Genomic DNA, 21,271 nt, shown 5'->3' on the forward strand with positions numbered 1-21,271 from the left:
TGCAATTTGAACACCTATAGGATATCTTAGAGTAGGATGCGAAAACCCATTTTCCCCCGTATTATCAGCCTCATCGTTTTGTATGTGGGTGTATTTATCATTTTGGTGGTAATCCAATTTACCGAGCACAGAAATTTTACCCAAAAGATCGGCGACTTTGTTGTTTCCGGCCACTATGGCAAACAAGTCCCAGTAGCGCGGGAAACTTCGTTGCAAGTAGCAGAAGTTGCTCGCGATAATGCACGCCCCCTGAATGGGGAATTGAGCATTTTTTACGGAGGCATGGAGTTCTTCCTTACGGATGATGATAATGCCGACAGCCTCTGTATCCTGAACCGGGATGGCAAAAGGGAACGGACAAGGCCTGTCTCCATAACCATATCCAAGAACAGCGCCCTGTTCATGCTCGCCGGCGGAACGGAGCTGAGCTTCACCAGCCAAAATACCAGCGGAAGACAGGAACTCAGGATAGGCGCCAATCTGCCCGAAGGATACATGGGACTGGAACTTCCCTACCGTCCCCTGGGCAGCTCCCGTATCAGGCACAACGACGATGGAGAATCCCATATCATCGCCGATGGGAAAAGCTACCATTTCACCAATTCTACGGTGGACTCTGCCCGCCATTTGATCCTTATGGATATTCAAAATCCCCTTGTTTTCTACGGTGTGGTCCCGGGGATTGAAGTCCTTGACCCCTCCCGTTTTATCCTCAGTTCCGCCCAGGATAAGCGGAACTACAATGATGTTCTTAGCCGCTGGCGGGATCGGTCCTTCTCCCGCTGGGGAGAGACCATCGGAGACAACCGGAATGAGGAAGCTCTTCTGGCCTATCTTTCCGAATCCTTACAGCGCGGCTCCTATCAGTCCGGGGTTTCCGCAATATCCTCTGATTTTTTGGAGGGCAATCAAAAAAGCTTTGAATCCACCGCATATATAGGGCACATGGATCAGGGGCTTCGTTCAAACGCCGTTTTTGAACGGGAAAATTTCAGCCGCTTTACCCGGCTTATCGAAAATGGGTCTGTAGACTTTCTGAAAAATTTCCACGTCATCGAATTTATCGCTATCCGGGGCTACGGCAATCTGCTTAACAGCGCAGCCGGGATAATCCGTTCCATTGATACCGCCGCGTTGAACCCGGATTTAATACCCGGTATTCTGGAAGGCTATATGGACTGGCAGCATTACCTGCCCAATGAAGAAAACCCCTTTGAAGGGCTTATGGATCAAGCCTGTTTTGCCCTGTCCGAGGGAATCGTTATGGATAATCAGCAGGAGCAGATCTTTGTTTTTAACCAGGGGATGGCGGATCTGGAATTTAACCTCCGTTTAGGGGCAGGCCTAATCGCCTACGGGGAATATACCGGCCAGGAAATCTGGGATGGAATAGGCCGTTCTCTGGTTCTGTCGGTACTTTCCCTTGTGGACGAGACCGGTACGGCCCCCCTCACCCTAAGCCTCTCCGAAAATGGCGACATCACCCCCGCCGACGGCGCGGCTTCCAACACTACCTTAAGCTCCGCCCGGATCTACCGGCAGCTTCGTTTGGGGGATTATGCGGCCAGGGCCATAAGCCTGGGCTCTGCGATAAACGGCGTCTGGACCTGGACCGCCGCTGCCGGGGTTACGGCAAGTTTCAGCCAGGAAAACAATGCCCTGGATATTTCCGTATCCTTCCCCAGCGGGGAAACCCATTACATGCTCATTCGGGGCATACAGTCCTTTACCCAGATACAGCTCTACAATATTCCCTTCCGCACGGATCCCCAGTTTGAGCGTTACGATTCTTCGGGCTGGGCCTATTCACCATCGGAACAAACCCTGATGGTCAAGATGAAGCACCGCCTTACCACAGAGCACATACGGGTGTTCTATTAACGAATATCAAACACACTCCGAAGCTTAATCCCATTGGATTTTCCGCTGAGGATCTTTACCTTCTTCTCTCCGGCGTTCATATCAAAGTAGTTGTCCGAAAGAACCAGGTCCTCGTTCCTGTTACGGATCTCCACGCTCTTGGCATAGGCTGCGGCCTTAACGGTGATGATATCCCCCTTAATGGTATAGCTCAGTTTTGGATCCTCATAATGGAAAAACTTGGGCAGGGAAAAAATAACCGTTCCTTCCGAAACCAGGGTATCCCCATCGTAGAGATGGTAACTGAGGTACTCATCGTCCAGGGCGATATCCGGAACATCAACCTTATCCAGCCAAGCTGAAGACAGGGCATCGACCTTTACCGGAATGGTTTTCTCCTTGAGAACCCTGGCGGTTTTATCACGGATCTCCCATTTAACACTGAGCTTCTTCGCTTCCATGGTTTCATTGGCCACCGATAGACGAAAGCTCTTTTCAATGGTCCGATCTGTTAAGTTTAGGTTGGGGTTCTGGGTCAGAATACCCTCTTCATGGCAAGAAACCATGAGGGGCTGGAAAAACCGTTTGGCGTAATAATGAAGGGCCTTCCAGCGGAAGTGGTAGTCAATCGAAGCCCATGAGGCTACGGGCCAACAGTCGTTGAGTTGCCAGTAGATGGCCCCCATACAGCGGCCACGGTGCCGGCGAAAATGTTCCACCCCGTACTTGATCGCCTCCGCCTGGAGGAGCTGAGAAGTATACAACAGGGTATCAAAACTAGTGGGGTATAGGAAGGTCTGGTATAGGTAATTCATGATCTTACCATTGGCAGCATTATTACGCTGGTGTTTTTCCATCACATAAGAAAAAACATTGCGATCCTCTGGGAGGGTAAAGCTCTCCACCGTTTTGAGGCTGGGGAAGGACTGGAAACCGAATTCCGATACATAGCGGAAATAGTAGTTCCGGTAATCCGAGAAGGGCTTGTTCCCGTGCCATACATCCCAGTAGTGGACATCCCCCCGGTTAGGACCATTGGGCTCATCAAAGCTGCCACCAGAGGAGGGGCTCGCGGGCCAGTAGAAGGTTTCAGAATCATGCTCCTTCAATACCTGGGGGATGATGTATTCGTACATCTTGATATAGTCGGCTTTTTGCTTAGGGCTGCTCACCCAGGTGTTCGTATCCACAAACATTTCCATCTCGTTGTTCCCGCACCAGAGTCCCAGGGAAGCATGGTGCCGAAGCCGTTTGACATTATCCGCCACCTCCGCACGGATGTTTCGATCAAACTCATCGGTCAGCTCGTAGACCGCACAGGCAAACATAAAATCCTGCCAAACCATAAGACCCAGTTCGTCACATATATCATAGAAGAAATCATCCGGATAATAACCACCGCCCCAGACACGGAGGACATTAAAATTAGCAGCCGTACACTGCTCCAAAAGTTTACGGGTCCGATCCGGATTAACCCGGCTCAGGATATTATCCTCGGGAATATAATCGGCGCCCATGGCAAAGATATCTACCCCGTTAACCCGGTGAGAAAAACCTTCACCCCACTTGTCCTTTTGGATATGCATGGTCATGGTTCGCAGCCCTATGCGCCGTTCCCAACTGTCCAGTTCCTTACCGTTATTGGAGATGGTAACCCGTATGGTATACAGCGGTTGGGCGCCGAACCCGTTGGGCCACCAGAGCTCCGGGTTGTCAATGGTGATCTTCTTTGGCGAATTATCGTATTGGGTAAGCTTCCCCTTAGGGTCCGTCACGGTTACACTATAGACAGGCGCCTTTAAAGACCCGGCAAGCTGGTCCAGCTTGACCGCCAGATTAAGATCCACCGAATCTTTTTTGTGTTTTTGGGTAACATACACGCTGTCTATCCGGGCAATGCTGAAACCGACCAGCTCTATATCCCGCCAAATCCCCGCATCCGGAAGATGGGGACCCCAGTCCCAGCCAAACATACAATGGGCTTTCCGGATCTGGGGAAACCCTTCCATAGCGTCAGTGGTTCCATCGGTCTTTATTTTTTTATACGCCTCCCGGATAAATTTTGTAGGGGAATGAAAAACAATCCGCAGACTGTTTTCCCCGTCCTTTAACCGATCCTTTACATCGAACTCCCAGATGCGGTGCATATTATCCGCCTTACCCAGGAGGGCGCCGTTGAGGTACAGATCCGCCAGGGTATCAAGACCATGGCAACGCAGCAGCACACCATCGTTTTTCAGCAGCTTTGGGGATGCCGCAAAGGTGTTCTCGTATTCAAAATCGTTTTCCATCAGGGCAAGGGCACTATCCTCATTATCCCGCCAGAAAGGGTCCTCCATCTTCTTATTGATAAGAAGATCATTATACACCGATCCAGGAACCTTAGCGGGGAGCAACGCAGTATCTCCGCTTTTCTTCATTTTCCAGCCACCATGAAGCTTTTGAACAATCATCACCAAGTCTCCTTTATAGAATAATTATAAACACCTTCTATTTTCTAAACCGCCGCCGCAAAGGCGGCAATTTCCTTCAGCCGATCGGGGATTTTGATCCCCTGCGGACAATGATTCATACACTGCCCACAGGCTACACAATTATGGGCTTGTTCTTTCTCTAAGATGGCTCGATAACCATTAACAAAGCCGCCTTTGTCTTTATTAATTTGAAAGAAGTTGTAATAACTAAATATCCGCGGTATATCAACTCCCGTAGGACAATCCGAACAATACCGGCATCCGGTACAAGGAATTGTACCGGATGCCCTGTAGGCAGCGGCGGCTTCGGCAAGCACCTTATAGTCAGCTTCTCCCAGGGGTATAAAATTCGATATGGTACCGATATTATCCTCAACCTGTTCCGGGGTGGACATACCGCTCAATACGGTCATAACATTCGGCAGAGATGCGGCAAACCGTATAGCCCAGGATGCAGCGCTGGCTTTGGGATTCGCTTTGTTCAAAATCGCCAAAGCCTTGTCATTGAGGGTCGCCAAAGCGCCGCCACGGACCGGCTCCATAACAATAACCGGAATATGTTTCTGGGTAAGATACTCGTAATTTTCCTTTGCCTTGAGAAGATCCCAATCCAGATAATTAAGCTGGATCTGGGCGAAATCCCATTCATGGGAATCCGCTATTTCCTTAAGCACATCAGGATGATCATGGAAAGAAAAACCCAGCCGCCGGATCTTCCCCTCATCCTTCTTTTTCTTTAAAAAATCATACATTTTGTATTCCCTGCAGTTTTTTAAATGCCCCACATCAAGGCTATGAATAAGATAAAAATCGAAATAATCAACCTTGCATTTTTTCAACTGCTCCGAGAAGATCCGTTCCATATCTTCCTGGGGATTCTTAAAAACTTCCCAGGTCGGCATCTTGCTTGCAAGATAATAGCTGTCCCGGGGATATTTGGACAAAGTGTCCCCTACAAAAACCTCACTTGCCCCTTCATGATACGGCCAAGCGGTATCAATATAATTAATCCCCGCCTTTAACGCCCGATCTATCATTTTCTGAGCTTCAGGATAGTTAATCTTTTTTGTATCACCGCCGATTATTGGAAGCCGCATACACCCGAATCCTAATAAGGAAACGTTTACACCTAAAGAATCAATTCGCCGCTTTTCCATACTCTCTCCTTTTTATCCTGAAAAGTCTATCCCTTACGGAAAGCTCCTGCAAGACCAGTCACAACCTGTTTCGTTAAAACATTAATTTATTTAATCATTGAAATATTAAAATGTCAAGAAATATTAGCCAATTTTTTTGATAAAAATAATAATAATTATGCACTATACCTTAAATATTGGTAATATCGCCGCATGGATATAATTTTTCCAACTAATTTAATTAATTTAAGTATAATGTTAACTTTATTTAATCATGTGAAATTCCCATTTCCAATTGACATTCTTCAAACATAATAATATGCTTAAAAAAATTAACACACTTAAGGGGAAATATGCCTAAAGAAGTACGCTTATCAGATATTGCCGAACGTATTGGGGTAAGTACCGTCACGGTATCAAAAGCCCTTGCGGATAAGCAGGGTATGGGTGAGGATCTGAGAGCAAAAATCAAGGAAACCGCCAGTGCAATGGGGTATACCCCATCAAAGAAAAAAAACCTCCAGAAACCCAGCACCGGAAATATCGGCATCCTGGTTCCCCAGCGGTTTCTGTATGGCGCCAATTCCTTCTATTGGGATATGTATCAACGGTTATTGCACTGCTTACTCGAAAAAACGTATTTTGGATTATTGGAAATATTGAGTATCGAAGATGAAGATAATCTGGTTGTACCCCGTATGCTGCAGGATAAGAAAATTGACGGTATTATCATCCTTGGACAATTAGACCGGCCATACCGTGAATTTATAAGCTCTGTCAGCGGTGAGATCCTGGTTTATTTGGATTCAGATGAGGTATCACAGGGGGATACCTGTATTATCTCCGATGGGTATTACGGCATGTATACCATGACAAAATACCTGATTAGTATGGGGCATAGGGATATCTATTTTGTAGGCTCCATTGATGCCACAAGCAGTATTCTGGATCGATATTATGGTTATTGCCGCGCGATGCATGAAAGGAAATTTCCGGTTACTCCCGATATGATTATTCCCGATCGGGATGAAAAGGGGCGGATGGGGTTTACCTTGCCGGACCGATTACCCTCCGCTTTCGCCTGTAATTCTGATGCAACAGCGGGCTACTTAATAACCCTGCTCAAGGAACACAACCTTGAAATCCCAAATGATATTTCCGTAGTGGGATTTGATGATTATATGCTCCCCGGACTCTCCCATCCTTCCATTACTACATACGCGGTAGATATTGATAAAATGGTATCTACCTGTGCAAATATTATTATACAAAAAATATTAAATAATAATTACCTTCAAAATACAACAATTATCAACGGCCATATTGTTATCCGGGACAGTGTAAAAAAGATTGAATAGCAATAATACAGCCAAAGGCGCTCATCCTGCCTTTGGCTGCGTTACCGTACCGTATATTAGCCTTTTACCGCACCGGCGGACATACCGCGGACAAGGTATTTTTGGGCAAATACAAGGAAAACAATAGTGGGGAGCGTTGCGATAGTCGAAGCGGTCATCAAAGACGGCCAATCCGATGTAAATTGCATCACAAATTTCTGCAATCCCAAGGTAAGGGTAATGTTAGAATCGCTGCGGAGCAGAATAGATGCCAGGGTGTATTCCCCCCAAGAGTTGATAAAGGTAAAAATACCAACCGTAGAAATACCGGGCATTGAAATGGGGATGATCAAACGGGTAAACGCTGAAAACTGCGTACATCCGTCAATCATGCCGGCCTCTTCCAGGTCGAAGGGAATGGAATCGATAAAGCCCTTAATCATCCAGATTGAAAAGGCAAGGTTCGTGGTGGTATAGGCGAGAATGCAGGAGAACAGGGTATCAACCAGCCCCAATTTGGTAAATATAACAAACAGGGGGATCAGGAGCAGAATACTGGGGAAGAGCTGCAACAGCAACAGCAGAACCGAATAGGCGGAGAATACCTTGCCCCGGAACCGCGAAAGCGCATACCCGGCAATGATCGCGATTACGATACAGCAGATGGTGGAACTCACCGCGACAATAAGACTATTTAAGATATTGTGTGGGAAGTCCGTGTGGGTCCATACCCGGATAATATTATCCAGACTAATTTGCTGGGGGAAAAATTTGGTGCTCCCCAGGGCTTCCTGCCGGGTCTTAAACGATACGGAAACCATCTGGAAGAACGGGAAATCCACTACCAAAATGATCAATACAAGGGCGACATAGGTAAGAACGGTTTTAGTTTGGGCTATTGACCGGGGCTTCATGCTTTTTTCCCTCCCTTGGGTTTGGTCTCTCCCTGCAGGGCGCGCATATAAAAGAGCGCCATAAAAAGAAGTACCACCAACATCAGCGTGGATATTGCCGAAGCGTATCCCAGCTGGGAACGGAAGAACGCCGTGTAGTACGAAAGGATCGGCAGAATAAAGGTCGCGTTCGCGGGGCCGCCTTTGGTAAGGAGATAAATATTTTCAAAATTATTGAAGGTCCAGATAAACATGAGCACCGTACTAATCGTAGTAACCGGTTTCAGCATGGGAACGGTGATGTGCCTGAAGGCACGGAAAAATCCGGCCCCGTCAATGGACGCGGCTTCGTACAGTTCGTCGGGAATACCCTGAAGGCCCGACAGGAGCACTATGGTCATAAACGGGAAGGACTTCCACGCACCGGTAAAGCATACGGTAATACGTGCCAGAATAGGATCCGCTAAAAACAAAATCGGTTTATCGATCAAACCCCACTGCCTTAAAACGAGGTTGATAAATCCCAACTGATCGTTTAACAACCAAGTCCAGTTGGTGGACGCCACAACCGGAGGGATAATCCAGGGGATCAGGATCATGGCACGGAAAAATCCACGAAACTTGATGTCCCGATTTAATAACAGGGCGAAACACATGCCCATGACATAAGAAATAATCACCACCGCAAAGGCGTAGAAAAAAGAGAACCCAAGGGTACTGTAAAATTCCTTGTCCTGTAATAACTGAATAAAATTATCCAGCCCATTGAAGGTTGCCGCATTTGCACGCCGGATACTGTACCGCATAAAACCAAGCCCTATTCCACGCAGCAACGGAAAAATACTGATCGCAAAAATAAGAATGGACGCAGGAATTAACAACTGGTACCCAAGTTTGCTATTTTTTAAATCAAGCGTACCGGACTTAGTTTTCATAGCATGAAGCCCCCTTAGCTTTTTATTTGAACCAAAACCCCGGAAGCGCTTATGCCTCCGGGGTTTCTCAAAAAACGCTTACATACTATTCAAAATCCTTCCACCCGTTAACCATAGAGTTCTGGACATCCTGCTGGATCGTCTTATAGTCGGGATTTCGTACCAGGGATCGTACCAGACCGATCATCGGCAGGGCTTCACCTTCAATAATAGAGAAGGGAAGATAAATACTCTGGGCCGGGTATACCGGGGTAGTTGCGATGGGTAATACAATATCGTTGATCTGTTTCTTCTGCCACTGAATGCTGAAGTAGGGGTCTTGCCGGAAACTTTGCCGTGCGGGAAGCCCGGTGATACCCCCCTCAGTCCAGAGGGTAAGCTCATTCTCAAGCCACCACTTGATAAAGGTAAGACACGCTTCCGGATCCTTAGTCTGGGAGAAAGCTTCCAGGGCGTTTACCCAGGTATAATACCGGGGTGCACCGCTCGGGCCCGCCATGGGCGGAAGCACAGCGCAGTTACTATTAATCTCGGAAAAATCCTTCAGATCCATGGAACCACCCAAATACATAACCGCTTTTCCCGCCTGAAACAGCTTATCGGCGTCCAGGGTTTTGTAAGCGCCGATACCTTCGGGGATGTAGCCGTTAACATACAGGCGGTTAATAAACTGTAAGGTTTCAGTCACCTTGGGATTGAGATAATCAGGCTGGCCGTTCACATCGACGGCGCCTACGCTATTCTGAAACAAAAAGGTAAACAGAGACTGGAAACCGGAGTAATCACCACCACCCGGGAAGACCAGGGGAGAAACATCCGAGGGCAGGGCCTGTTTCAGCTGGGTACAGACCCGCTCAAATTCAGCCCAAGTTTTTGGAAGCTCCGTAATACCTGCCTGCTTAAAATAATCGGTGCGGTACAAAATCTGGCGGCTGTCCAGATTCCACGGGAGCCCATAGCGCTTACCCTCATACATGAACAGATTGAAAATGTCTTCGGAGTAGTCGTTCAGGATGGGATTCCCTTCTTTCTTCCATTGATCAACAATCGGGTCAAGGGGAAGCCCTTCGCCCATTTCGGCAAACTGAATGGACTGCATAAAAGCGCCGGTAGAAACATCGGGCGCCTTTTTTGAAGTTACCGCAGTGAGGAATACCTGATAAAAGTTATCCCAGGGGATGACCTGGGAAGTAACATGAATGTTATCGGTATTTTCCGCATTAAACCGGTTCACCAATGCCTGCACCGCATCGGGATAGGTATCGGCGGGGCCCCACATCATATCCCAGAACACGATTTCCCGTTTCCCGCTCGAAGCAGAAGAACCACCACCGCTTTTATTACAAGCAGCAAAGGACACGACAAGCATCGCCGTTAATACAAACGGCAAAATCCATTTTACGCTTTTCACAACACACCTCCTTAAATAAAAACCAAAATATATAGTAACGCCGCCAAGCGGCAGGGTACCCAGAACCGTATTACCATCCCGCTTTTTTTATATTTTCTATGCTTATACGGGCGCTTTCCAGGGGATCAATCAGACTGTTATCCTGTTCCACGATAATCCATTCCACACCAATACTATTGGCGGTTTTTACGATATTCCCGTTTTCCATTTTGCCCTCACCTATGGCGCAAAATACCGGAGGGGTCTTTGTCCTATCCAAATAGTCTTTAATGTGTATAAGAGGGGTACGACCCGCATATTTACGCAGATATGCCTCCGGATCGGCGCCGGCAAACCAGGTCCAGAAGGTATCAAGTTCCAGCTGCAGCCCATTATCCGCAGAAAGTATGGCATCAAGTATCGGCTGCCCATCCAGAGTTTGGTATTCAAAATCGTGGTTATGATAACAAACCTTAAGCCCCGCTTTTTTAGCAGCCCCCACATAAGCGGGCAATTCCCTGAAAAGATCCCGGTAATTTTTTTCCGTACGCTGTTCCGGGAGGATATAGGGGATGGTCAGGGCGGGAATACCCGCTTCCGTTGCATAACCGATTTCCTGCTCCAGATTATTCCGCCAGCGATCCAGAGAGACATGGGAATTTATCGCATCCAAATGATTGGCGGACAATATTTTTTTGATCTCCGCCGCAGGTATATCCGCATAATCAAAAAATTCCACCCCATCATAACCGTAGGAGGCCACTTTCTCCAGGGTAGAAATAAAACCATCACGGGTTTTAGACACTTCTCGGGCTGAATAAAGTTGATATCCCTTTTTCATTATCAATCCCCTTTATGTGTAATTATGGAATAATACAAAGTGCTTTCAATCATGTCAATGTTTTTAGTTATTCTGATTGCATAATTAGCAGGACAACACAAATACTAATTAATTTAATTAATTTAAGTAGCTAATTTAATGGTCCCGCCGCCCACTACCACATCCCCGTCGTAGAGCACCACCGCCTGGCCCGCAGTGATGGCCCGCTGAGGTTCATCAAAGTCCACCCGCAGGGTATCCTCCCCGGTCTGTTCCGCCGTGGCCCACTGCTCCTTCTGGAGGTACCGGGTCTTAACGGTTACCCGTAACGGCTTCTCCAGCCGGGCATAGCTAATCAGGTTAAGCTCATTGGCGGTCAGTGATTTTGTGTAGAGCGACTCTTCGGGCCCCAGGGTAACCGTATTGTCCGCCACCGATTTGGCCTTAACGTACACCGGTTCGTTCAGCGCAATCCCCAGGCCCCGACGCTGACCAACGGTATACCGGATGATACCCCGGTGCTTACCCAGGACCCGGCCCTCTTCGTCGACGATATTCCCCTCGGCCGAACGCTTCCCGGTATACCGTTCGATAAAGCCGCCGTAATCCCGGTCGGGTACAAAGCAGATATCCTGGCTATCGTGTTTCTTCGCGTTCACAAAACCCTGGGCTTCGGCTATTTCCCGGACCCGGGGCTTGGTCAGCTCCCCCAGGGGAAACTGGGTATGGGCCAGCTGATCCTGGGTCATGGCGTAGAGGACATAGCTCTGATCTTTTTTAGTATCCAGGGCCCGCTTCAGGAGGAACCTGCCATCGGCGCCGTCCCGTTCTATCCGGGCGTAATGGCCGGTAACGATGGTATCAAAATCCAGCTGTCGTGTCCGTTCAAGGAGCCGGGAAAATTTGATGAACCGGTTGCAGTCTATACAGGGATTGGGGGTAGCCCCCTGTTCGTAGGTTTTGATAAACCGGTTTATCACCCTATCCCGGAACTCTTCGGTAAAGTTCAATACGTAATGGGGCATATCCATGCGGTAGGCCACCGCCCGGGCATCGTTTACATCATCCAGGGAACAACAAGAATTATTCTTAGGCTTTCCAACAGCATCGTTCACAAAAAGCTTTAGGGTTATGCCGATGCACTCATACCCCCCATCTTTCATAAGCCAGGCCGCGACGGAGCTGTCCACCCCGCCGGACATGGCTATGACCGCCTTTCCACGAACCATGGGGTTCGAATCATCCCTGGGAAACAACGTCTTCGCAGGAACGCATGGCCAGGATAGTTTTTTCGATAAGCTTGTCCAGCTCCCAGCCCAGCATGGCGGCCCCCTTCTCGATAACCGGCCGGGAGCAGCCCGCCGCAAAGGCCGGGGTCTTATACTTCTTCTTAACCGATTTTACTTCCATATCCTGCACGCTCTTGGAGGGCCGTATGATAGCCACCGCCCAGATAAGCCCCGTAAGCTCATCCGCTGCGTAAAGTACTTTCTCCATCTCATGCTCGGGCTTTACGTCCACGGTCAGCTCATAGCCGTGGCTGCATACCCCGTGGATAATATCCTCCCCAACCCCGCCCTTCCGCAGCAGTTCAGGAGCCTTAATACAGTGCTCATTGGGGAATTCCTCAAAATCGATATCGTGGAGCAGCCCCACGATACCCCAAAAGTCCTCTTCCGCTCCGTAACCCAGATCCCGGGCGTACCAGCGCATTACCCCTTCCACGGTAAGGGCATGCTGGATGTGAAAGGGGTCCTTATTATAGGTCTTAAACAGTTCCCAGGCTTGGTCCCGGGTTATGATATTAGTTTCAGCCATTTGGATAGTCTAATAAAAAAGAACAGAAAAGAATATGCCCTTTTAACGTTGTCTGGGGTCCTGTCGGCTGGAAAAAAACATGAGCCTCCCCAGAGGGTCCCCTCATGTTTTTTTCCACCGCCACCCCCGATAAATTTATTGGGGCATATTCTTTTCTGCCGGTTCGGCAGGCAAAACAATGGTTAAAAAAATATGGGTTGAATGGAAATGGAAAAAAAGAGGACGGCAGGGGGAGGAGTACCCCTGCCGTCCATTCACCCCTTTTTTTAAATACCGGATCGGGAAGACGCGGGACCCGGTCCGGGTGGGTTTTTGTAATAATATATTCATATCTTATAAAACATATGAATATACTAGGAATATAGCCAAAATAAAAACGCGTGTCAAGCGTTTTTATAATATTTTTAAAAATATTTTTTTGGCTATAATTCCGCCAAATTGAAGGGGGTTTCCTGGTAGACGTAGTTAAGCCAGTTATTGAAAAAGAGGTGGGCGTGGGCCCGCCAGCGGACCACCGGCTCCTTGGAAGGGTCATCCCCGGGGTAGTAGTTTTTTGGAACATTAATGGAAAGGCCTTTTCCGATATCCCGGCGATACTCCTTATCCAGGGTCAGGGGGTCATACTCCAGATGGCCCGTAACGTAGATTTCCCGGCCTTCCCGGGCGGTAACGATAAAGGCCCCCACTTCGTCGGTTTCCGACTCAATGGTTAGCTCCGGTATGGCGGCAATGGCCTTACGGTCGCTTTCGGTGTGCCGGGACTGGGGGGCCAGGAATTCGTCGTCAAAGCCCCGGAATAGGGTGGTATGCCGCTCGTTCACCCCGTGGGGGAATACGCCGAAAAGCTTCCGGGATAAAACCAGCTTGGGAACCCCATAACGGTGGTACAGTCCTGCCTGGGCGCCCCAGCAGATGTGCAGGGTGGACCAGACATTCCTCGAAGAATAGTCCAATACCGCCGCCAGCTCGCTCCAATAATCCACTTCCTCAAAGGGCAGGGTTTCCACCGGAGCGCCGGTGATGATCAGTCCGTCAAAACGGATATTCTGCCGAATAATATCTTCTGAACTGACATAAAACCGTTCCAGATGCCCCGGGGGAGCGTTCCGGGATTCGTGACTCCCCATGCGGAGGAAGCTGATATCCACTTGGAGGGGGCTATTGCCCAAAAGCCTGAGAAGCTGTATCTCCGTATCCACCGTGGTAGGCATAAGGTTAACAATCCCCACTTTAAGGGGACGTATATCCTGATGTTCCGCCCTGTCGTCGGTTATAACAAATACATTTTCTTCCCGCAGGGCATCGTGGGCGGGCAAGGTTCTCGGAATCTTAATCGGCATTGTACACCCTAGAGTCCTGCGTCCAAGGGGATCCGGGGAACTCCGGAAACTCCCAGGTAACGGCTGATGGTCTCAACCAAAATATCATGATCCTGCAGATGGGGCAGCCCGGAAACCAAGGCTACAGCAACAATACCCGTTCCCTTTACCACAATAGGGAAGCCGCCGCCGCACAGGACATATTCTGCCGGAGACAGCCCCTGGTATGCCAGGCCCTCATCCTTCTTCTGCCACCGCAGGGTCGTGAGGAGGCTGCTGTTTTCCTTATCCCTTACCAGATTGAATTTTCGGGTCAAATAAAAATTATTATTCAGATTGGTTCCTTCGGGGATGTACTGAAAAGCAATCAGCCCATTGATCAAACGGATACTGGTGGCAAGCACATACTTTTTGTCAAAAATCTCGCTTACAATCACATTCCCCAGGTCCCAGACATCCTTCCGGGAAAAATGGAGAAATTGAAGCAGCGCTTCCTGTTTCTCTGCAATATCGATGGCAGTATCAAAATCCATACCTATGATTAACTCCTTTCTATTTACATATTCTTTTATATATCTTTTATATACCCTTGCAAAGGCCCCAATCATTCGCAGTATAATGTTATATGCACTATTTTAAAAGACTTGCCCTATCCCTTGTACTGATACCGATAATCTTCTCCTGTGCTACGGTGGGAAAACCCGCGGTCAGCTACGGGGGCCTGGGCGCTCCCACGGATCCCATACCTTTTACTGCGGAGGCCCGAACCGGTGTACTCCCCAGCGGGTTGAAGTACTATATCCTGGAAAACGGTATGCCCGAAGGCCGTGCCTACCTGACCCTGGCGGTCAACGCCGGTTCGGTTTTGGAAAAAGACGATGAACGGGGGTTGGCCCATTTTGTGGAGCACATGGCTTTTGACGGCACCGAGCGTTTCCCCAAGTCCGATCTGATAGAGTACCTCCGTTCCCTGGGCATGCGCTGGGGGCCGGAGGTAAATGCCTATACGAGCTTCGACCAGACGGTCTACGGCATTGAAGTTCCGGTAGAATTTGACGGGGAAGGCCGCAAGGGTATCCCCGATAAGGCCCTGGCAGTTATTGACGACTGGACCCGGGCCATCAGCTTTACCCCGGCGGACGTGGACAGCGAGCGGCCTGTTATATTGGAAGAGCACCGAACCCGCCGCGGCGCCGGAGAGCGGCTTTCACAGAGATTGGTCCCCATAATCTACCGGGGCGCCCCCTACGCAGAACGGCTCCCCATAGGGCTCCCGGAAATTATCGAAACCGCCCCGGCGGAACGACTGGTAAATTTTTACCGTACCTGGTACCGGGCGGATAACATGGCCCTGGTCTTTGTGGGCGATTTTGACGGCCCCAAGCTTGAGGCGGATCTTGCCGCCCATTTTTCCATCAGCGCCCCCACGGGCGTCCTGGAAAGGCCCGTCTATGATCTTCCGGAGCCAAAGAAAGGCAACTTTGCTGTGGAACTGTTTACCGACCCGGAACTGACCCACACCCGGATCGACCTGTTTTATAAACTGCCGTCGGATAAATCCGCGGAGGATCTGGCTTCCTTCCGGCGGGGGATAATCGACCTTCTCATTGACCGGATGCTGGAAGTCCGCTTTGCGGAGGCAAGCTATAACCCGGATACTCCCTTTACCGCCGCTGGCGCCGGGCTGAACCATGTCGCAAGGAGTTCCCGGTATTACCTGATGATAGGCATCGCCAAAACCGGCAGCGTTGAGGCAACACTAAACAGGCTGCTTCTGGAGAAAGAGAAAATGGCCCGGTACGGCTTCACCGCTGCAGAAATTGACCAAACCAAACGTTCCATCCTGGCGGATATTGAACGCCAGGTCTCCGAAAAGGACCGGCAGCATTCATCGGGCTACTTAGACAGTTTTGTCTCCCATTTTATCAGCGGTTCCTCCGTTACCAGTATCGAATGGGACCAGAAAGCATTCTCCGCATTACTTCCCGGCATTAGCGCCGAAGAAATCGCCGCTGCCGCTAAGGACTACTTTGCCTATAAGGATCTTACCGTATTCATCAGCGCCCCGGAGGCCGAAGCGGCAAGCCTCCCTACTCCGGCCCGCATCCGTACCTTGGTACGGCAGAGCGCCCGCATCCGCATCCCCCGCCCGGTAAACGAAGAGCTGGACGACAAACTTTTGGATACCCCGCCCACACCCGGGAGCATCAACACAGAAAGCACGGATACTGCGAGCGGAACCACCCGGTGGGAACTCAGCAACGGCGCTACGGTCATCCTTAAGGAAACGAAGAACAAGAACAACGAGATTGTCCTCTATGCTATGGCTAAAGGCGGCATCACCGCCGTACCCGAGGAGCAGATCGTTTCTGCGGATCTTGCCGCAGAAATGCTGAGTGCCTCCGGCATAGGCCCCTATTCCCGGCCGGATCTGATAAAGAAGCTTGCAGAAAAACAGGTTTCCATAAACTTTTCCCTCTCGGGCTTCATGCGGAATGTCCAGGGCTCCTCCACCCGGGGGGATCTGAAAACCCTGTTTGAACTCCTCTATCTCACCTTTACCCAGCCCCGGATAGACCAGGATGCGGTGACATCGATACTCGACGAGTATCGTACCGATCTTGCCCAGCGTGATCAAAACCCCGAGGCTGTCTTCTTTGACGAAAGAACCCGGACTATTTTTAGCGACAACCCCTGGTACCGGCCCATGGTCCTTGCGGATCTGGAAAGGGTAAACGTCGCCGATGCCTTAGCAATTATCCGAAAATCTCTCAATCCTGCGGACTATACGTTTGTATTCACCGGCAACCTGGATATGAACGAACTACGCTCATATACGGAAACCTACCTAGCCTCTATACCCAGGGGTGAAACATGGAACACCTGGGCGGATATAAAGATCACCAGGCCGGGGAAACTCGAAAAGGCTATCTACAAGGGGCAGGAAGAAAAGAGCCAGGTTATTATGGACTGGATAGTACCCCAGGAATATTCCGAATCCGGAGAAGCCACCGCAGTGGTGCTCGGCGAGTACCTTGAGAACAGGCTCATGGAAATAACCCGTAAACAGATGGGAGGAACCTACTCCCTTTCCGCGGGGGTATCCCAATCAATCCTCCCCCCCGGCGGAGAACTCAATATGTACGTCTACTTCCCCTGCGATCCAAACCGGGTAAAGGAACTCAGTTCCGCAATACTGGAGGAGCTGGATCTGATCGCCAAGGGAACCATTAACCAGGACGCATTTAGTAAATCCGTGGCAGCCTTAAAAAAATCCTTCGAGACCTCTATCCAGGAAAACAGCTATATCAGCCGGAACTACGCCAATTTTTCGGTAATCTACGATCGTCCCCTGTCCCGGCTGGAAAAACGCCCTGAACTCTACGAAGCCGTCACGGCCCGCGATATCCAGCAAGCCGTAGAAAAACTATTACCCCGGGGTCCCGTTACGGTGATCCTCTATCCTGAAAATACAAAGGAAGTAAAGTAAGATGAAAAAAACACTATGCACCCTCGCCCTCATCACCGCTGTCCTCATCGCCCCTTGGCAGAGCCTTAGCGCCGCAGACGCGGACACCCAGGCCATTGGCGTCATCACCGGCCACTACGCTCCCCGGAATTTTGCCGCCGGATCCATAAGCCGCACCGACCTGGACAAGATCCTCTCCGCTGCGATCCGCGCCCCCAGCGCCTCTAACCGCCAGAACTGGCATTTCACCGTAGTACAGAATGCGAACCTGGCCAAACGCATCGTCTCCAACATCACCGAAGGTAACATCCTCATCATCGTCTCCGGCCCCGGTGACAGCAAAACTAACGGATCAGTAATACTGGACTGCGGCCTGGCCACCCAAAGCATCTATCTGGCCGCCCAAGCCCTGGGCCTCGGTTCCCGAATCTACACCGGTCCCATGGACACCATCAACGCCACCCTCAAGGGTGAACTCGGCCTCCCCGATGGCTACAGCGCTGCAGCCCTGGTACGCATAGGCCGCCTCTCCCCCGGAACAGACGCAGTCAGCGCCGCCTCCAGCAGGAAATCCCTGGACAGCGTGGTGAGTTACAAGTAACACGGGCCAAAAAACAAAAAACCCTGGGATCAGCAGATCGCCAGGGTTTTTTTGTAAAATTTGTGGATCGGTTTATCGGCCAATAAGCAGTGTAACAGAGATAGAGGTAGTAATGATAGACAAGATCGTAGTTATCACCGGGGCATACTGGTTAAAGTAATACAACCCCGCATTGGTCCGGGCGGTTATGGTCGTTTCCGGGGTTATTACATCGGTCTTGCTCATCCGTCTCCCCGTTAAATCTTTTATTTCCACCGAGTCAGATGAATTCCGTTCTTTCACAAACCCTCCGGCCAAGGCTACATAGTAATCCCATCCACGGTCCGGTATGTACGGGTACCTATCAGGCTTTACCACCGCACCAGCTACCGTCACAAAATACTGCCTAAAGGGAATGATAAGCACATCGTTTCTTTCCACAAAATACTGGCTTTGGTAATTCGAGTCATAGAGTATGGGGTTAATATTCAAGGGGATCCGCTCCTCCCCCCGTATTATATACGCATGTTGGGTATCCGAAATTGCCGTAAACCAGGACGAATTCCGCTGCAACAGGGACGCGTAATTCTCCCCCTGGTTAAACTGGACTGTTATTCTGTTTGAGGCATTGCTTTGAGCGGTTGCCAGAGAATTTTGCAATCGCTGCTGACCGGTGTTTTCCTGCACCGCCCCCTCCACAAACATTACCGGCTCCAAATCCATAATCGACGGCACCATTACCGCGTCAAAGTGTTTCAGGGGATAGTTTTCGCTTATACTCTGTTTAGAAAGATATAGCTTATCCCCCGAATCAGCTTCCGCGTCAACAAACCGGACCAATTCTACCCTGCTGGGATCCGCGGTGGGCGTTAAGCCTGAGGCATACCGGGTAATCAAATCCGACAGATTCTCTCCCGACAGCAGCTGGTACGCGCCGGGCCGCTCTACGGAACCCGTAATAGTAACCACCCTATCAATCCGGTTAATCCGGATGGCATCTCCTGGCCGGAGGTACGGGTCTTGGGATAAGTCCCCGTCTCGCTGGGCTTTGAAGAGATCGCAGGTCCGGCGCTGCCCGGATGAGGAAGTAATCGTAATATCACGGATTGATGAATACGCCGTCAGAAGGTGATTGTCATCCAAGAGCGACGACAGCCGGGCCAAAGCCCAGGCGGTCTGCTCCTGAGCGACATTGACCTCACCGGCAATGGACACCTTAAAAAGGGAGGGCCGGGTTATGACCAGCTGCGCCCCACTCAGCGGATAGTTGTTTGAAACCACGGTTTCCACTTCCGTCTTCAGCTGTTGGAAGGTTCTCCCGGCAGCATTGATAATCCCCAGGTTGGATACCCGGACACGATAGGAATTATCTACGGTAATAACATAGGTAACCGATTGGGTTCCGGCGGCATAGGCCAGGGTGTATACATCGCCCGCGGTTACTCGGTAGTCGGCGCTTGACATGGCGAGCTGCGCGTTCCGGGCAAGCAGCGTTGTGCCGCTTGCCTGCGGAGACGACTCCTGCTGAGACTCTTGCGAAGACTCCTGCGCGAAAACAACAGCCGTTACAAACAGCAGCCAGAGGGCTATACGCTTCATGCCTTTTTCCCCCGGAGTTTCGCCATGGCTTTGGGGTCTTTCCGAATGTTCAAAATTGCATTAAGAACAAAGGCGAGGAAAACAGATCCGAAACCCGCCCCAAGGGTGACCATCATACACAGCTTGCCCCGATTTGGGCCGGATTTCTGGTCCGGGATTTCCGCGAGCTCCAGAACCTGAAACACCGGGCTCTCGCTGGCCATGCTTACCTTAAGCAGCTCATACTGCGTTTTGAGCTGGGTGTACACCTGCTGCTTCGCCCGTAATTCCAGGGAAATCCGGTTCAATTCCATGGAAATAGCGGGCATTACGGTTCCACTGAAACCACGCTGAACCGACTGCTCCAACCGCTGGGTATCCAATTCCAGATTTTGAATTTCCTCATACGTGTTTTGAATGTTTTTCTCAAGATTTTCTTTTTCCAATTTATTTTTGTCCAAGCCGAGCTCGTTAAAACGGTTTCCCAAATAATCGACGCAATAATTCACCACCTGCTGGGCAAACACCGGGTCCCGGTTGGTAAAAGCAATACTGAACACGCCACTCCTTGACTCATAGGCAGCCTTCAATCTTGACTTAATCCTTCTGCGGCTCCTGGTTCTGGGTGATTTCTTTATTTTATATTTAGTGATAAGATCAAACTCGTCAACCACCGAATCAAGCAGAGAATTGGTGCCCACAAGGTATTCCGCAAGTGCGCTGAAGCTTGATCCTGATGGCAGTCTGACTCCGGCGAGGGCGGCCATGCTGCCCAATCCGCTGGAGTTGAGCATGGACGACAAGTTTCCTCCACCGGAGGAAGTGTTATTATTGATGAGCATAAGCGCCTTAGGCGTGTACACATTGGGACGGTATGATTTTTCAGGTGGCAGTTTAATCGAAACGACCGCATAGATTACCACCCCTATCGCCGCCAGAAGGGTAATGACAATTATCATTATTTTCCATCGCCAGAGAACCGCAAAGAGATCAATAAGACTGATTTCGTCTTCCTCTTGTTTTATTTCATCGCTCATATATAATCCTTGTTTCCATTAATTCCGATTTAAATAATCTTCATATGCCATTCTGATTCCGCCCTCTAAGGACGTTTTAGGCGTATACCCGAGCGCGGAAAGCCGGGATATGTCCAACAACTTTTTTGGTGTCCCGTTTGGCTTTGAGACATCCCATTCAATTGCACAGGTACGGGGAGAAACATCCGCATAGACAATGTCACGAATAATGTCGGCAAGCTCTTTTATGGTTAAATCACGCCCAATCCCAATGTTAACAAAATCCCCGGCGGAATGACGCAGTTCTTCCGCATTGCAGCGCTCCATAAGATACACCACCGCCTCGGCAAGATCATCACTGTATAAAAACTCGCGGTAGGGGGAACCGTCTCCCCACAGGACGACCTTATCGGCGCCGGAAATCTTTGCCTCGTGAAACTTGCGAATCATCGCGGGAAGCACATGGGAGTTAGACAGGTCATAATTATCCCCCGGACCATACAGGTTTGTCGGCATTGCCGAAAGAAAATTCGTCTCATATTGCTTATTGTAGGCGGCGCATAGCTTTATAGCGCTGATTTTTGCCAGGGCATAGGCGTCATTGGTCGGCTCCAGTTCACCGGTAAGAAGATATTCCTCCTTCAGA

The 21,271-nt window shown here is 49.8% G+C and carries 17 protein-coding genes; 4 read left to right on the forward strand and 13 right to left on the reverse strand.

Translation table 11 applies throughout. The features are described 5' to 3' along the window. Nucleotides 1–36 precede the first annotated feature (36 nt). Complete coding sequence (locus tag TPRIMZ1_RS0117055) at nt 37–1,881, forward strand: hypothetical protein (RefSeq protein ID WP_010263571.1); 1,845 nt, start codon at nt 37–39, stop codon at nt 1,879–1,881. Here TPRIMZ1_RS0117055 and TPRIMZ1_RS0117060 read toward each other — a convergent pair. Both TPRIMZ1_RS0117060 and TPRIMZ1_RS0117065 read right to left on the reverse strand, forming a co-directional pair. Beyond that, the gene (locus TPRIMZ1_RS0117060) at nt 1,878–4,313 is read right to left on the reverse strand and encodes a beta-mannosidase (protein ID WP_010263572.1); all 2,436 of its coding nucleotides are present in this window, start codon (nt 4,311–4,313) and stop codon (nt 1,878–1,880) included. The two genes, TPRIMZ1_RS0117055 and TPRIMZ1_RS0117060, sit on opposite strands and share 4 nt — an antisense overlap. 44 nt (nt 4,314–4,357) lie before the next feature. Further along, a complete protein-coding gene (locus tag TPRIMZ1_RS0117065) occupies nt 4,358–5,491 on the reverse strand; it encodes an aldo/keto reductase (protein ID WP_026043783.1) in 1,134 nt (377 codons plus the stop codon). 332 nt (nt 5,492–5,823) lie between these two features. On the opposite strand from TPRIMZ1_RS0117065, the gene TPRIMZ1_RS0117070 reads away from it, so the two are divergent. Then, nucleotides 5,824–6,828: a LacI family DNA-binding transcriptional regulator gene (locus tag TPRIMZ1_RS0117070; protein ID WP_010263574.1), complete on the forward strand. Its 1,005-nt coding sequence runs from the start codon at nt 5,824–5,826 to the stop codon at nt 6,826–6,828. A 56-nt stretch (nt 6,829–6,884) separates the two neighbouring features. Here the strand turns inward: TPRIMZ1_RS0117070 and TPRIMZ1_RS0117075 are convergent, their stop codons facing one another. From TPRIMZ1_RS0117075 to TPRIMZ1_RS0117115, 8 genes are all read right to left on the reverse strand, one after another. Further along, nucleotides 6,885–7,721 carry a carbohydrate ABC transporter permease gene (locus TPRIMZ1_RS0117075; protein ID WP_010263575.1) on the reverse strand — a complete coding sequence of 279 codons (837 nt, stop codon included), beginning with the start codon at nt 7,719–7,721 and terminating at the stop codon, nt 6,885–6,887. After that, a complete protein-coding gene (locus tag TPRIMZ1_RS0117080) occupies nt 7,718–8,635 on the reverse strand; it encodes a carbohydrate ABC transporter permease (RefSeq protein WP_010263576.1) in 918 nt (305 codons plus the stop codon). Before TPRIMZ1_RS0117080 ends, TPRIMZ1_RS0117075 begins: the two co-directional genes overlap by 4 nt. A gap of 85 nt (nt 8,636–8,720) precedes the next feature. Beyond that, the gene (locus TPRIMZ1_RS0117085; protein ID WP_010263577.1) at nt 8,721–10,046 is read right to left on the reverse strand and encodes an ABC transporter substrate-binding protein; all 1,326 of its coding nucleotides are present in this window, start codon (nt 10,044–10,046) and stop codon (nt 8,721–8,723) included. A 70-nt stretch (nt 10,047–10,116) separates the two neighbouring features. Beyond that, nucleotides 10,117–10,866, reverse strand: coding sequence for a sugar phosphate isomerase/epimerase family protein (locus tag TPRIMZ1_RS0117090; RefSeq protein ID WP_010263578.1), 750 nt, complete (start codon nt 10,864–10,866; stop codon nt 10,117–10,119). Nucleotides 10,867–10,988: 122 nt separating this feature from the next. Further along, on the reverse strand, nt 10,989–12,074 hold the full coding sequence (gene mnmA / locus TPRIMZ1_RS0117095; RefSeq protein ID WP_026043784.1) for a tRNA 2-thiouridine(34) synthase MnmA: 1,086 nt from the start codon (nt 12,072–12,074) through the stop codon (nt 10,989–10,991). Nucleotides 12,075–12,084: 10 nt separating this feature from the next. Further along, nucleotides 12,085–12,663: a hydrolase gene (locus TPRIMZ1_RS0117100; RefSeq protein WP_010263580.1), complete on the reverse strand. Its 579-nt coding sequence runs from the start codon at nt 12,661–12,663 to the stop codon at nt 12,085–12,087. A 422-nt stretch (nt 12,664–13,085) separates the two neighbouring features. Then, nucleotides 13,086–14,003, reverse strand: coding sequence for a homoserine O-succinyltransferase (locus tag TPRIMZ1_RS0117110; protein ID WP_010263582.1), 918 nt, complete (start codon nt 14,001–14,003; stop codon nt 13,086–13,088). Nucleotides 14,004–14,011: 8 nt separating this feature from the next. Next, nucleotides 14,012–14,515, reverse strand: a complete 504-nt coding sequence (locus tag TPRIMZ1_RS0117115; protein ID WP_010263583.1) for a heme-binding protein — start codon at nt 14,513–14,515, stop codon at nt 14,012–14,014. 92 nt (nt 14,516–14,607) lie between these two features. Between TPRIMZ1_RS0117115 and TPRIMZ1_RS0117120 the strand changes: the two genes are divergently transcribed. Next, nucleotides 14,608–17,472, forward strand: a complete 2,865-nt coding sequence (locus TPRIMZ1_RS0117120; RefSeq protein WP_010263584.1) for a M16 family metallopeptidase — start codon at nt 14,608–14,610, stop codon at nt 17,470–17,472. 1 nt (nt 17,473) lies between these two features. After that, nucleotides 17,474–18,052 carry a nitroreductase family protein gene (locus tag TPRIMZ1_RS0117125; protein WP_010263585.1) on the forward strand — a complete coding sequence of 193 codons (579 nt, stop codon included), beginning with the start codon at nt 17,474–17,476 and terminating at the stop codon, nt 18,050–18,052. A 72-nt stretch (nt 18,053–18,124) separates the two neighbouring features. Here the strand turns inward: TPRIMZ1_RS0117125 and TPRIMZ1_RS0117130 are convergent, their stop codons facing one another. The 3 genes from TPRIMZ1_RS0117130 to TPRIMZ1_RS0117140 form a co-directional block, all read right to left on the reverse strand. Further along, on the reverse strand, nt 18,125–19,630 hold the full coding sequence (locus TPRIMZ1_RS0117130) for an SLBB domain-containing protein (RefSeq protein ID WP_010263586.1): 1,506 nt from the start codon (nt 19,628–19,630) through the stop codon (nt 18,125–18,127). Then, nucleotides 19,627–20,646 carry a Wzz/FepE/Etk N-terminal domain-containing protein gene (locus tag TPRIMZ1_RS0117135; protein WP_010263587.1) on the reverse strand — a complete coding sequence of 340 codons (1,020 nt, stop codon included), beginning with the start codon at nt 20,644–20,646 and terminating at the stop codon, nt 19,627–19,629. Before TPRIMZ1_RS0117135 ends, TPRIMZ1_RS0117130 begins: the two co-directional genes overlap by 4 nt. A gap of 18 nt (nt 20,647–20,664) precedes the next feature. Continuing rightward, nucleotides 20,665–21,271 (reverse strand): NAD-dependent epimerase/dehydratase family protein (locus TPRIMZ1_RS0117140; protein ID WP_026043786.1); only part of this gene is annotated, 607 nt, incomplete at its 5' end.

It is taken from the genome of Treponema primitia ZAS-1 (assembly GCF_000297095.1).
Taxonomy (GTDB): domain Bacteria; phylum Spirochaetota; class Spirochaetia; order Treponematales; family Breznakiellaceae; genus Termitinema; species Termitinema primitia_A.

What these genes read in the sequence shown, in the direction of transcription:
- TPRIMZ1_RS0117065 (WP_026043783.1), bottom strand. Translation starts at nt 5,491, where the DNA reads ATGGAAAAGCGGCGAATTGATTCTTTAGGTGTAAACGTTTCCTTATTA.
- TPRIMZ1_RS0117060 (WP_010263572.1), bottom strand. Translation starts at nt 4,313, where the DNA reads ATGATTGTTCAAAAGCTTCATGGTGGCTGGAAAATGAAGAAAAGCGGA.
- TPRIMZ1_RS0117090 (WP_010263578.1), bottom strand. Translation starts at nt 10,866, where the DNA reads ATGAAAAAGGGATATCAACTTTATTCAGCCCGAGAAGTGTCTAAAACC.
- TPRIMZ1_RS0117125 (WP_010263585.1), top strand. Translation starts at nt 17,474, where the DNA reads ATGAAAAAAACACTATGCACCCTCGCCCTCATCACCGCTGTCCTCATC.
- TPRIMZ1_RS0117110 (WP_010263582.1), bottom strand. Translation starts at nt 14,003, where the DNA reads ATGCCGATTAAGATTCCGAGAACCTTGCCCGCCCACGATGCCCTGCGG.
- mnmA (WP_026043784.1), bottom strand. Translation starts at nt 12,074, where the DNA reads ATGGTTCGTGGAAAGGCGGTCATAGCCATGTCCGGCGGGGTGGACAGC.
- TPRIMZ1_RS0117120 (WP_010263584.1), top strand. Translation starts at nt 14,608, where the DNA reads ATGCACTATTTTAAAAGACTTGCCCTATCCCTTGTACTGATACCGATA.
- TPRIMZ1_RS0117075 (WP_010263575.1), bottom strand. Translation starts at nt 7,721, where the DNA reads ATGAAGCCCCGGTCAATAGCCCAAACTAAAACCGTTCTTACCTATGTC.
- TPRIMZ1_RS0117135 (WP_010263587.1), bottom strand. Translation starts at nt 20,646, where the DNA reads ATGAGCGATGAAATAAAACAAGAGGAAGACGAAATCAGTCTTATTGAT.
- TPRIMZ1_RS0117070 (WP_010263574.1), top strand. Translation starts at nt 5,824, where the DNA reads ATGCCTAAAGAAGTACGCTTATCAGATATTGCCGAACGTATTGGGGTA.
- TPRIMZ1_RS0117080 (WP_010263576.1), bottom strand. Translation starts at nt 8,635, where the DNA reads ATGAAAACTAAGTCCGGTACGCTTGATTTAAAAAATAGCAAACTTGGG.
- TPRIMZ1_RS0117055 (WP_010263571.1), top strand. Translation starts at nt 37, where the DNA reads ATGCGAAAACCCATTTTCCCCCGTATTATCAGCCTCATCGTTTTGTAT.
- TPRIMZ1_RS0117100 (WP_010263580.1), bottom strand. Translation starts at nt 12,663, where the DNA reads ATGGCTGAAACTAATATCATAACCCGGGACCAAGCCTGGGAACTGTTT.
- TPRIMZ1_RS0117115 (WP_010263583.1), bottom strand. Translation starts at nt 14,515, where the DNA reads ATGGATTTTGATACTGCCATCGATATTGCAGAGAAACAGGAAGCGCTG.
- TPRIMZ1_RS0117130 (WP_010263586.1), bottom strand. Translation starts at nt 19,630, where the DNA reads ATGAAGCGTATAGCCCTCTGGCTGCTGTTTGTAACGGCTGTTGTTTTC.